We start from the raw sequence: 12,183 nt of genomic DNA, 5'->3' as shown, positions 1-12,183 counted from the left end.
TGATAGTGTATTCGGCTTCGGCGAAGGTCAGTTGGCTCATGATTGAATCTGTGTATGTTGGAAATGGGGTAAATTATGCCAGACTGAAGCAGTTTTTCAGAGGTTCCCTAGAAAAGCATTCGGAATAATCATCGTCTGCATACTGGGCCTGATGGCGGCTGTGTCGGCATTGATGTCGGTATTTCCTGCCGGGCCAATATTACTATTCTTAATTGTGCCGCTACTAAATTTCGTTATAGTTGGCTCCAAGTGTCCTAATTGCGGCAAAGCTATTTACAATAACCTTGAGCTTTTTAATTCGGTGTTTTCGGGAAAGTGTAATGAGTGCAGCAACAATTAAAATTAACAAAGCCAGTCAGAGGGACCCAAAAACCACCGCTACGCTCGGGTTTTTCGGCCTAGTTGATGCCAGTCTGTTAGACACTCCTGTACGGCCTCGAATACCTCTCCATGGACTTCCAGGGCTTATCCAGCACAGCCATCAGCAGCGCATTCCTGTAGCGGGTCTATTCCAGTTTCTGATTTGCCCGGTCTTTGAAGAAATGCGTAGTCCCCATAAGAATAATTCTGCCGATATAGCCTAGCACCGCGCCCATAAACACGCCTGCAACCGTAACCGCTTCAAAAAAAGCCCCCAATCCACCTATTGTATTATCAGCCTTCCTTCGCTTTTCGCGCCAGTATATACGCCGGGATTACGCCGCATCCAGCACCGTTTTCAGGCGCAGCACCCGGTGGACGCATTCGTCTTTAAAGCGGGCTTTTTCCACCAGCAGGTCGACGGTGCTCTCAGCGACGGCGCTGGCCATAATGGAATCCACCTTGCCGGGAATCAGATAACTGGTGCCATCGGTGGTGGCCAGTACGTTGTTGTCACTGTCGATCACCGCGCCGCTGGTTTTGTAGTTGATCTGGTCGATCTCGCCATCGTTGTCGAAGTCGATTTCCTGCTTGGTCTGTTCGACCCGGATGATCAGACCCGCGTGAGCGCCGTTATCGATCTGGTAGGTAGACTGATTGGTGACTAGATTGTTGACGGTTGCGGCGCTGTAAAGCAGTTCGCTCATAATGGCCTCTCTCAGGGCTTGTGCGGTTGGTTGTGGGTAATCACCCGGTGCTGTGGATCGATACCAGCCGCATAGCTGATTCCGCCCACACTGATCTTGTACACGGTGCGCAGGCCGGCGCACTCCACCTGGGTGACGGTTTCCCAGGTCAACGGCTGGTCTTTGTGCAGTACGCCCAACAGGACACCCCGGGCGTTCTGGGCTTCGTAGACAATACCGTCCCGGTCGGTGACCGGGGTTTCCCGGCTGCAGATTATTTGGGCACTACTGCTCGTGGAGCGCATAACACAGGGCAAAGCCGAATCGCTTTGGAATTAAGTGCATAAAATTGGCAATGGCATAAATATCACCAAGATAAAGATATTTAAAAAGTGCAGAATCCATTACTGGATGAAATTTAAATATCTATGTGGAGAATTTTATCAAACAGAAAAATACACGACATAGAATATTATGGAGAAAGATAAATTGACTAGAAATAGAGGTTACTCCATTAGCCTGCTAATATAGGGTTTTGTCTCAGTTTATTTTCCTGTAGTCTGCCAGGGTGGCACAAGAGTCTTTTCAGAGTTTCTTTTTTGGTCACTTCCTTAACTCTTTTAATTAAATAAATAGAAATTTCTGCCTAATTGAACTTTCAGAGGAGGGTTTGTAATGAGAACTCATCAAGTTGTCTTATTTACCTTACTAATGCTGTCAATTACTGTATCGCCTACTGTATCCTCACAAATCGTACCCGTGCCTATTTGTGGGCCGGAGGTAAGAGAAGAGGTTGCCCTAGAACTGGAAAATATAGCTAATCTTCCCGTAGATGACAAACTGGACGCGGAGCTTGCTCTGTACCAAACCTATGCATATTGCGCAAATGAAACTGCTGATAATTCTGATTTTGTGACGGCTGCAAATCAGTGTGGTGCTTCAGTGTCACAACTCGGAAGTCTTTTCTATGAAGAAATGAGTTGCTGTGGTTATGATCCGCAACGTCGCCAGTTTGGTTGCCCGGTAAAAGTTAAACAAAGGTTCGGATTTGGTGGGGCACCTTTACCCGGTAGCCGTGAATATGTTTTGCATTGTGTTAGAAATACAAATGGGAGCTTAGTACCAGTCGGTGACGACAGTGTGCACCTCGCGAATGAAATTTATGGCACAAGCCCTAGCTGGCAGTTTGCAGTCATTGCAAATGCCAATGATAACTTAAATACGATCTACCCAATGAATGGTCAGACACGCAATGCACGATCTATCCTGTCCTGGGGTTTCAGGCCAACTTCGTGCAATTTCCTGCCTATCTGGGGTAATGCATTGAACTACAAAATCCGACTGGATCAGTAACGAATACAAGGGGTCTAGTTATCCATTAAGTGAGACGTTGTAGTATAGGGCGCCTGTAAAAGCAACCCGGTGCCCTATAATTGCAATGCCGTATAATTTGAACCTCTAAGGTTAGGGAGCACATAGAATATACAAAGGCTCCAGCATTCGCCAGTCCCGAAAGCTATCCTCACAGCGGATAATCGTGCATGGTGGTCATTGGTATCCAGGTATTCCGGGTCAGCGGAAGGTAGCGCAAAGCCCTGCAAAGCCACTTGGTATTGCAGTGCATTTTCCGCTCCTCAATGGAAATTCCCGCTCATTGGTGTAGAGCACAGCTGGCAGGAAGTGATTGCGAAGAGCAGGGAAATAAAAAAAGCCGCGGCAATAATGCCACGGCACACCCTACAAATCAGTTGTTTAGTATTTCTAGAAGCCCTTATAGAAACTTAAACCTACAACACGTGGGTCCAGGGTAAATACATTGGCGCTGAGACCGGTATCGTCACTGTTGGTAAAGAAGTCGGTGATAGGTGCATCATCGAATACATTCTTGACGTAGAGCTGCATTTCAAAATCCCATACCGGTTGGGCAACAGTAGCGGATAGATTTAAATTTCGCCAGGACTTCAACCGGTCGTACTCAGAATTGTACACCCGCGCAAAACTCTGCGACTGGAAATAGTAGTCTCCACGCAGCTTCAGCTCCCAATCGCGCCACGGAATTGTATGCTCCAGGCCCAGATTGGCGGTGAACTCCGGTGCATTGGGCAGCTCGTTACCGCCCAGATCAGCGGCAAAGCCGCGCCCGCCGTTGGGGGCATCGGTAAGCGGAACATAGGGCTCCACACCGTACCGCTTATCAAGACGTATACGCGGCTCGCTCCCGTCTGGTAATGGTCCGTAGGTGCCATAGTGTTGCGCACCACCGCAAAGCTGGCCCACATGAAGTCCATGCACATCCTGGGCAACAAGCTGCTCAACTAAATGGCGTGGCGCAATACAATTGGAGGGTACCTGCAAGGTGGGGCGTACCACCATCCAGTCCGCGTTGCCCTGGGTGCGATTCATGACATCAATGGATTCCTCACCATCGCCGATACGGGTTCTTAAATAGCCCAGATTAAAATCCGTACGGGTGTTGGGGGTGATTTGCCAGGCACTTTCCAGCTCCAAGCCCCAGGTTTCGGTATCGAAATTTTCGTTAAAGGAAATACGATCCACAATCTGCGAAACCTGGTAGTCCTTGTAATCGTAGTAGAAGGCGGTGGCATTCAGGTTCAGACTGCCATCCAGCAGGGTATTTTTGGCCCCAAACTCGAAGGCGTTAACAAATTCCGGCTCGAATGTCCCGGCCAGTGGCTGGTATTGCACTATCGAGGTATCAACATCCACCCGAGGCGGGTTGGTGCCGCCGCCCTTATAGCCATGTGAGAAAGAGGTGTAAAGCAGGGTTTCGTCGGTGAAAGGGGTCTCGGTGCGCCAGTCAAGCACCAAGCGTCCAGTGTACTCCTGCCACGCCTGTTTAATATCTTCCCCACGGGGGTAGCCGCGTCGCGCTTTGCCACCGGAAACCCCACCATTATGAACTATTCCGTCACGTAAACTCGTACCCAGTAACAGCTGACTGGGGATGGGGGTAGCGGTCTTGCGGTCCTCGGTGTAACGCAGGCCGGCGGTCAGCTTGACCGCGTCCGTCATCTGCCAGTAGGTTTCACCAAACAGGGCGCTGGAGCGGGTCTCCACCAGATTGCGGCTGAGAAAGTAGTTATGCCCCTCGTCGTTTAATTGCCCCAAGGGGTTGGGGTCCACATAGATACATTCTCCCTCCGTGGTTTCATCGCAGGAACCGTGAGTGTTGCGCCCTTCCTCATCCTTAATTGAGCTGCCATAAATGGCAATAGCGATATGGGTAAAGAGATTATTAAAAACGTAGTAGTCGTCCTGGGATTCAAAATCCAGATAATTGGCTCCCAGGGAGAAATTAAATGGACCGTCGAAGGCGGACTGCAACCGCAGCTCGTGGCTCCACTGGCTGTTGTCCGACCGGCTGATATCCACCGACAACATGCGGTCCGAAGGGCCCAGTTGAGGGTCGGTAAAGACACCCCCTGGGGTTATTCCGGGCAACTCGTAGAGTACCTGTTGCCCTCTTACAAAGCGGACCAGGCCCTCATGGGCGGAGTCGTTAAAGACTGGGGCTGATAGATACCGGTTATAGTCCTGGGAACTATAGTAGTCGTCCTTGGCATAGGTGGACTGGGCAAAGAGCCGCAGTGACTCTCCCAGGTCCAGCTCCAGATTCAGCTGCACCACATCGTTTTCGGCGCGAAACACCGGATCGTAACTGGTCTCAATCTCGCGCAGATCGCGGGACTGCTGAACGTTCCTATAGGGATCAATCTGTTTGACAAACGGAAGTAGGGTAAAAGAAGGATTGTCGGGTGTTGGCGGCAAAGTCCCCAAAAAGCCGCCTAAACCAAAGGTAGTAACGCGAAGAAAAGCCAAAGCTTCGGCATTAGGGGCGCCAAAAGCATCGTCGTCGTACAGGGAGCCGGGCAAACAACCTTGGCTAAACTGTGGTCTTAGTCTATCCGACACCTCGGCTTCGCCAACCATATCCGGACCTGTATCACGGGTGCAGAGCTGTTTACCGGTACGGGAGCGCTGGTCATCTTCCTCGAAGTGTTGCCAGATCAGGTTGGCACTAAAGGCCTCAGAAGGCTGCCATTCCAGAATTGTGCGGGTGGAGTAGAGATCCCTATCGTTAACATCATTGCCGGTAAAGGCGTTATAGTCATAGCCATCCCGTTTGGTCATAGCACCGGACACCCGCAGCGCCAGGCTTTCCCCCATAGGCAGGTTGAACATACCGCTGCTGCGGCGGGTGTTGTAGTTGCCAGCTTCCAGCTTGATATCCGCTTCAAACTCGTTCGACGGCATCTGCGGCAGCATGTTGACCACGCCAGCGGTGGCGTTGCGGCCGTAGAGGGTACCCTGGGGGCCGCGCAGTACCTCCACTCGCTGGACGTCGAAGAATTCCTGTTCGTAGAGGCGGTTGCGGATCATGGGTGAGTTGTTAAAACTCACTGCCACCGCCGGGTCTGTGCTGGCGGAGATGGCCTTGGTACCCACGCCGCGAATGGAGAAGTTGTAGGTACTGAAGTTGGCCTTGGAAAAATTCACATTGGGCACGGCGCGCACCAGTTCGTCGCCGCGCTCGATTTTCAAGTCCTCCATGCTGTCGCCGGTAAAGGCCGATACGGCGATGGGCACGTCCTGGATGCCCTCCTCGATCTTTTGCGCTGTGACAGTGATCTCCTCGATAGCCTCGCGGTTAGGCCCCTCTGGTTCGCTCTGGGCCAGGACGGACGCTGAGGCCATAGCCAGGCAGACCGCGGTCGCGCTGCACCACATTGGGGCTGCCTGATTGAATGGCCGAGCTGAATGAATCGCTTGTGCGATCCTATTTTTTTCCGGTGCGCAAAAATCTGATGTCATGAAACTCACCCCTCCTCGGGCGTCATCGATACCGATACTGAGCCGCCTGTCCCCCTCGACTTTTGCCCTTAAACCCGTTCCGGACAGCAAAGCCTGGGCAGCATCTTCGATCGAGTAGGAACCAATCAAACAGTTTGTGGTTTTTTCCCGGACGATATCGAAAGGAAAAATTAGCGTTAAATCAGCCTGCTCTGCGAAAGCGATCAGCGACAGGTCCGCTCTTTGTTCAAGAATAACGAAAGGTATAGTTTCATGTGTTTGTGCTGCCCTTGCAGGCAATACCGAATACAACATTACCAGGATATATAAGCCAACACAGAAAAACCTTGCCAAATTATTATTCTCTTTCACGCGTTTTAAACTCGCGTTTTGAGTAGACGACCTAGAAATTATTTTCCACCATGCCGTTAATGTACAAACAAAACTTAAGCTTCATATCGCACAGTATTAGAACATCAGATTCAGGCTATTCGGCGCTTAGCAAGACCTTGCTATCCCCAACCCGTTGATAGGAAATATTGAAATTCTCCCTTAGGGTCAACAGCAAGCCTTTTACATCACCAGCCTTAAACAAGCCGGCAATCCGCACTTTCTTCAGCTTTTCATCGAGAATAACAAATTCAACCTGTGTATAGCGGCTGATTTCGGCCACCGCATTTTCCAGGGGCTCTCCGCGAAAAACAAGATTTCCATCCCGCCATGATAGCTTGACTTGTATTTCTTTTTGGTCTACTTTTTCGATGGTTTCTTCTTCTTCCCCAAGCACCAGTTGCTCACCTTCTGAAACGATCACAGAAGAATTTGGCGAAATTTCTGGAACCAACCCGATGGTATCGTCCTCTGGGGGCTCGTGGACAGCAACCAAAACCTTTCCATCAGTGACCATCAGTTCGATCTTCTGATCACTGTTAATCTCAATATTGAAAGCCGTTCCCACGGCCTGAACCACTTTATCTCCAACAACCACGCTGAGGGGGCGAGACTTATCGTGGGCTACCTGGACGTGAATCTCCCCTCGTTCAAGGATCAGCAGTCGGTGCCGATCGGTGTAGCTTACCTTTACCTGACTGTTGGTATTGAGCACCAGTTGGCTACCGTCTGGTAAATTAACCGAGGAATGCTCTCCGATTGCCGTTTCGTATATTCGGTCGACGACTGCGGCCAATACCTGTTGCTGTTCGGTGAACCGCTCAGCAACCATGGTGGCCGCCCAGGCGCAAAACAAAGCAAGTACCACCAGTGCGGATGCCGCCACGGCCCTATAGGGCCGCGAAGCCCCCGCCGTGGGCTTATGGATATTGGGAAAGAGTTCCGATAACCGCGACAGTGCGTCCATTTTGTCCCAGATTTCAGCCATCTTAAAAAGTACCTGGCGATTTTTGCCACTGCCCGCCAGCCACTGTTTCAGGGTTTGAACTTCTTGTACATTCAAACCCCTGTCCAGTTTCGCAATCCACTGGCTGGCCTGTTCGTAGCATTCTTGCTGCGTTTCCAGTTTGTAGACAACTTTACTCATGTGAGCTTCCCTTGCCCGATACGGAGGACGAAGTGGAGGCCCGGGGCCACTGTCTACTGCGGCCATTGTTGTTTGACTCAGAACTACTTCTCTGCATCATAAAATAGGTACACCGCTTGATGCCGGTGGCAATGTGTTTTTCTACAGTGCTTTCGCTCAAATTCAATTCTTTTGCTATTTCCCGCTGGGAGTAGCCATAGACTTTCTTGAGTACAAAGACCCTGCGGCAACGCAGGGGCAATTGACGAACGGCTTCGCAAAAATGTGAGAACTCCTCGTCTAACGCAACCCGCTCGTAGGTTTCGTCAGAAAAATAGTCAGTTTGGCTATAGGCTGTTTCCGGGTCTTCATCAGCGCTTACGGTCATCCGTGTTTCCGACCGCTTCAGGTAGTCCAGCGCCAGGTTTCTGGCCGTCCTTAGCAAAAAAGAGCGCGGATACAATATCTCGCCTTCCCGCTTAACCTGGCAAACCCTGACATAGGTCTCCTGAACGATATCCTCTATCTCTTTAGGTGGCACAATACGCGATACCGCCCGCACAAGGGTCGCCCGCAGTGCGATATATAAACCGCTTATAGTATCTTTTTCTGACATCTCTCCCTTACACCGTGACTATTCAGCGGTTTGCCAAATTGTTCAAATTTTGCCCTTCAAATTCAGTGTTTGGAACCGAATCCACTCTATTTTTTGGTTAAAAGTCATTTGAGTCATTTGTCGCTGATCACTGCGGCCGGGTGCTTATTCAGTTATGCTCGGCCCTGTTAGTGATCAATACCCCTCTATAGTAAGTCCAGACGAATGGAGAGAGGTTTTCCGCTATAGAGAAGCGATTTTTATATGTTTTGGGGAGCCCTGTCCCAATGGAACTGTCCACCCTTGTAATTGGTTAACGGTAGGTCATGAGTGAATCTCAAGCGTCACAAACCGCAGAAAATTGTCACCAAATTGCTGTAAGTTGAGTTGCTATATGGCCAAGAGATTACTGTCTCGCACCATGAAACCAGGGCTGTGCACTATGTGGAAAAGGAGTAGGGTAAGTATCCTGAATAGCCAACCGGGATAAGGAGTGATAAAAACCACAAGGGTCAGTGCACTCAGCTGGACCACAAATGCTATGAAGGCAGGGCTGATAGATGGATGGCTGAAATACGATGATATTTTCAACCACCCTCTTGGAACGAAAAAATGCACCGATGTAAATCGCTATTTGGCTGATCCAAGATTCATTCAATTGGCTCCAAACAGGGTTCAGTGCGGCAGCCACCGTCGCTGTCCTGCAATACTACAGAACAAGTCATGTAGTCCCTATTTCAAAAGCCGTCAGTTACAGTTAACCGAGCTGTATGTGTGGAGTAGCTTTTCTGAAAAGGCGCATAAAATGTGGATGAAAAAGGACCCTTACCAGTAAAACTTGAGTCATTTGATAACACCCAATTGTAAGACGTCGAATCTGTACCACTTCGACTAAAAGAACCGTTATCCTGAAAAGTCACATTAACGACGGTACCCTCAATAAAAGAAGGCGTTATTATGCATTTCGCCTCTGGAGGCATAGTTTGCTTTCGTAAAGCAGAAAAATTTTGATTAATATCAACCAAACTATTGTAAATAAACCAAGTATTCAAACTTGCCATGCCTGCATGACTTCTATCAAACCAATACTTCCGATACCAGTCGCTTATGCCTCCGAAACTGACGCCATTTGTATTTAATTCAGCAAGAGCACGGATTTTATGAGTCGCGGTTTCGGATAATAAGTGCAATTGGATAGGGAGAGGGGCCAGCTGGTAGACTCCGCGCTTCTCCCGACCAAGAGACGAAGCACTGATGAGTTACCACCGACTGAACGAAGAAGAAAGATACCAGATTTACGTATTATTGAAAGCAGAACATAGCCAGAAAGAGATCGCTGCTTTGTTGGGGCGCTCACCTTCAACGATTAGTAGAGAATTGAAGCGCAACTGCGGTTTACGAGGTTACAGACCCGCACAGGCGCAGCGGTTCAGTAATAATCGCAGAACGACGGCCCATAAAGCGATCAAAGTGACCGATGAAGTGAGAGACTGGATAGAGAAGCTGCTTCGCCAGGAGCTGAGCCCTCAACAAGTAGCGGGCTACTTATTGAGACACAAGCAGGTGTCGTTGCACCATGAGACGATTTATCAAATTGTTTACGCTGATAAGGCTGAGGGTGGCGACCTTTACAAACATTTACGAGTTCTCTCCAGGCCCTACCGAAAACGCTATGGCCATTATGACCGGCGTGGGCAGATCAAAAACCGAGTAGATATCGATGATCGTCCAGGGGTAGTTGATAGTCGTTGCCGAGTCGGTGACTGGGAGGGCGATACCGTCATGGGTAAGGGGCGCAAAAGCGCATTGTTTACCATGGTAGAGCGCAAAACGCTGCATACAGTGATCACCCGGTTAACCGGCAAGCGGGCAGACTTAGTTGCAGAGGCGGCTATCGTGGCCATGAAGGCCCTGAAATCTAAGGTCAAAACCATTACCTTTGATAACGGTTTGGAGTTTTCGGAACACGGGAAAATTGGCGATGGACTTGGTGCCGATGTCTACTTCGCTCATCCGTATGCTTCCTGGGAGCGTGGGATCAACGAAAATACCAACGGCCTAATCCGACAGTATTTTCCTAAAGGCACCGACTTCAATGAAGTCACGGATGAAGAGGTGCAAGCGGTGATGAATCGACTCAGCGACCATCCGAGAAAGACGAGGGGTTGTCGATCGCCAAACGAACTATTGATGGGGCATCGAGCAGATTTACTCGCTACGTAACGAAATTGCAGTTATTACTTGAAACCGCAAGCTGGATATTATTAGATTCTTAACGTTAACCCGACTTTACATATCTAATAAAGATTGGGATAATTGCGAGCGCAACCAGTATTAAAGAATCGCTTATTTTGGATAGAGTGAAGATGTATGAGCCTATTAATAAAACATGCCATCGTAGTTTTTATGGCATTTTTCGCAATTATGAATCCTATAGCAAATACGACTGTATTTGCGGGCCTTAGCGGTGATAGAAATAAACTGGAAAAGACTAAAATTGCGCTAAAGGCGTTAACAATCACGTTTATTATTATTTTATTGTTTGCTCTCCTTGGAAAATCTATTTTCCACTTATTTGGCATCACTCTCCCGGCACTACGTATAGCGGGAGGAGTTATAGTTTTCCTGGTGGGATATCATATGCTCCAGGGGGCAAATTCAAAATTGCATACGTCTCAAAGCGATGAAAATTCTGATATTGCTGTATCACCTATGGCCGTACCCCTTCTGGCCGGTCCGGGCACTATAGCCACAGCAATGAGCTATTCGGCAGCAGGGGGTTGGGCAGAGGCTATTGTAACGATCGTTGTATTTGCAATTTTATGCGTTATTACTTTTTTCTGCTTTATTTCTAGTTCCAAGATTTTATCAATCGTTGGCAAGAGTGGTCTTGACATTATTACTCGCCTGATGGGGCTGATTTTGGCGGTAATTGGTGTGCAGATGATGATCGTAGGTGTACAGGCTGCAATGCACAGTCCACTTCTAAATTAATCTTTTGCAGTACTAGTGACTCGGCAAATAAATTCGGCGTTAATGGTGCACAAGGGTAAGCCGCCCCCGAATGAACTCCGCACGAGTCACTGAATAGAAGTAATTCCATGTCATTGCACGAGCTTTCAGGAGTGACATTTCATTCGTTGAAGACCATCCTTAGCATTGCCAGGTCAAGTAATGTACCAATGTATAATAGAGCGCTTGTGGTTTAGGAGGCTCGCCGCTAGCGAAACGGCAGTACTAAACCTGCCTCTCTATTGTATATTCATAGGACTCCCCTATCCCTACTGCTGGTCCTGATTATGAATCCGGTGATAATTGCCGTCTAAGTCAAGTAACCGCAGAAATTTAGAGACTAGAGGAGTGAAGTCTGGTCATGCACAACACTTTTAGTCCAGCTTGGGAGCCGGCAATGGCTACTGAATGGCCAGTCAGGTCACTTGCGTCTAATCTTGAGCCTAGGTGGCATCTATTTCTGCCATACGGTTTCCATCCCTGATCGCTGTTCCTGTGAGGTTTGCCATGAGGAAGACGGCAATAGAAGCACTGCGCACCAAAGAGCATGCTCTGCTGAATACTCCGACCGATTTAGGCGAAAGCGCTCGCATTGATATTAGCGCTGCTGTCAATTTACTGCTGGCTGATACTTTCGCCCTGTTTATCAAAACCAAGAATTTTCATTGGCATGTAAGCGGTCCGCACTTCCGCGATTACCACCTGCTGTTTGATGAACAAGCGGATGAAATTTTTGGTATGACCGACATATTAGCCGAGCGGGTACGCAAGCTGGGTGGCTCTACGCTTCGCTCTATTGGCCATATCGCCAAACTACAGCGCTCTTCTGATAACGACGCTGAGTATGTGGATCCACAGGATATGCTGGCAGAATTGCGCGAGGACAATCAGGCAATGATCGCTCGCATGCGCGAGGTACACAAACTCTGCAGCGATCAACACGATGTGGCAACCACCAGCCTACTGGAGGAATTTATCGATCAGGCCGAAAGACGTACCTGGTTTTTGTTCGAGGCAAGCCGCAGCCCTGGCTCGGTCCGACATTAGGCCTGACGTTACCCCCTGAGTGTCACAAGCATATCCATACGACGGAATTATGGTCAATTCAGAGAAATTAGCGCTGTCAAGTGGAAAGATACCGGATTAGATAAGGGTAGCCCAAACCCTTAGACGGTATTATGCTGCAAAGTAGGCAGTATATT

9 protein-coding genes are annotated in these 12,183 nt (G+C 49.0%); 4 read left to right on the top strand and 5 right to left on the bottom strand.

Annotated features, from left to right (window positions below; all coding sequences use genetic code 11):
* Window positions 1-695: 695 nt before the first annotated feature.
* Window positions 696-1,067, bottom strand: a complete 372-nt coding sequence (locus tag ABVT36_RS12010; protein ID WP_368456797.1) for a hypothetical protein — start codon at window positions 1,065-1,067, stop codon at window positions 696-698.
* An 11-nt stretch (window positions 1,068-1,078) separates the two neighbouring features.
* Window positions 1,079-1,351 carry a hypothetical protein gene (locus ABVT36_RS12005; protein WP_368456796.1) on the bottom strand — a complete coding sequence of 91 codons (273 nt, stop codon included), beginning with the start codon at window positions 1,349-1,351 and terminating at the stop codon, window positions 1,079-1,081.
* A gap of 370 nt (window positions 1,352-1,721) precedes the next feature.
* Between ABVT36_RS12005 and ABVT36_RS12000 the strand changes: the two genes are divergently transcribed.
* On the top strand, window positions 1,722-2,399 hold the full coding sequence (locus tag ABVT36_RS12000; protein WP_368456795.1) for a hypothetical protein: 678 nt from the start codon (window positions 1,722-1,724) through the stop codon (window positions 2,397-2,399).
* Between the two features lie 408 nt (window positions 2,400-2,807).
* Here the strand turns inward: ABVT36_RS12000 and ABVT36_RS11995 are convergent, their stop codons facing one another.
* The 3 genes from ABVT36_RS11995 to ABVT36_RS11985 form a co-directional block, all read right to left on the bottom strand.
* Window positions 2,808-5,762 carry a TonB-dependent receptor gene (locus tag ABVT36_RS11995; RefSeq protein ID WP_368456794.1) on the bottom strand — a complete coding sequence of 985 codons (2,955 nt, stop codon included), beginning with the start codon at window positions 5,760-5,762 and terminating at the stop codon, window positions 2,808-2,810.
* Window positions 5,763-6,345: 583 nt separating this feature from the next.
* Window positions 6,346-7,395, bottom strand: a complete 1,050-nt coding sequence (locus tag ABVT36_RS11990; protein WP_368456793.1) for a FecR family protein — start codon at window positions 7,393-7,395, stop codon at window positions 6,346-6,348.
* Complete coding sequence (locus ABVT36_RS11985; RefSeq protein ID WP_368456792.1) at window positions 7,388-7,990, bottom strand: RNA polymerase sigma factor; 603 nt, start codon at window positions 7,988-7,990, stop codon at window positions 7,388-7,390. Before ABVT36_RS11985 ends, ABVT36_RS11990 begins: the two co-directional genes overlap by 8 nt.
* A gap of 1,233 nt (window positions 7,991-9,223) precedes the next feature.
* On the opposite strand from ABVT36_RS11985, the gene ABVT36_RS11980 reads away from it, so the two are divergent.
* The 3 genes from ABVT36_RS11980 to ABVT36_RS11970 all read left to right on the top strand — a co-directional run bounded on the left by ABVT36_RS11980 (window position 9,224) and on the right by ABVT36_RS11970 (window position 12,028).
* Window positions 9,224-10,192, top strand: a complete 969-nt coding sequence (locus tag ABVT36_RS11980) for an IS30 family transposase (protein WP_368456791.1) — start codon at window positions 9,224-9,226, stop codon at window positions 10,190-10,192.
* Between the two features lie 147 nt (window positions 10,193-10,339).
* On the top strand, window positions 10,340-10,963 hold the full coding sequence (locus ABVT36_RS11975) for a MarC family protein (protein WP_368456790.1): 624 nt from the start codon (window positions 10,340-10,342) through the stop codon (window positions 10,961-10,963).
* Window positions 10,964-11,488: 525 nt separating this feature from the next.
* Window positions 11,489-12,028, top strand: coding sequence for a Dps family protein (locus ABVT36_RS11970; RefSeq protein WP_368456789.1), 540 nt, complete (start codon window positions 11,489-11,491; stop codon window positions 12,026-12,028).
* Window positions 12,029-12,183: the final 155 nt, after the last annotated feature.

The organism is Microbulbifer sp. TYP-18, assembly GCF_040932045.1.
In the GTDB taxonomy this organism is placed as follows: Bacteria; Pseudomonadota; Gammaproteobacteria; order Pseudomonadales; family Cellvibrionaceae; genus Microbulbifer.
The sequence above is the reverse complement of the archived record's forward strand: the minus strand, read 5'-3'. Positions and strand labels throughout refer to the sequence as shown.

Coding starts and splice junctions, on each gene's coding strand:
- ABVT36_RS11980 (WP_368456791.1), top strand. CDS start 9,224: ATGAGTTACCACCGACTGAACGAAGAAGAAAGATACCAGATTTACGTA.
- ABVT36_RS11995 (WP_368456794.1), bottom strand. CDS start 5,762: ATGGCCTCAGCGTCCGTCCTGGCCCAGAGCGAACCAGAGGGGCCTAAC.
- ABVT36_RS12010 (WP_368456797.1), bottom strand. CDS start 1,067: ATGAGCGAACTGCTTTACAGCGCCGCAACCGTCAACAATCTAGTCACC.
- ABVT36_RS11985 (WP_368456792.1), bottom strand. CDS start 7,990: ATGTCAGAAAAAGATACTATAAGCGGTTTATATATCGCACTGCGGGCG.
- ABVT36_RS12000 (WP_368456795.1), top strand. CDS start 1,722: ATGAGAACTCATCAAGTTGTCTTATTTACCTTACTAATGCTGTCAATT.
- ABVT36_RS11975 (WP_368456790.1), top strand. CDS start 10,340: ATGAGCCTATTAATAAAACATGCCATCGTAGTTTTTATGGCATTTTTC.
- ABVT36_RS11970 (WP_368456789.1), top strand. CDS start 11,489: ATGAGGAAGACGGCAATAGAAGCACTGCGCACCAAAGAGCATGCTCTG.
- ABVT36_RS11990 (WP_368456793.1), bottom strand. CDS start 7,395: ATGAGTAAAGTTGTCTACAAACTGGAAACGCAGCAAGAATGCTACGAA.
- ABVT36_RS12005 (WP_368456796.1), bottom strand. CDS start 1,351: ATGCGCTCCACGAGCAGTAGTGCCCAAATAATCTGCAGCCGGGAAACC.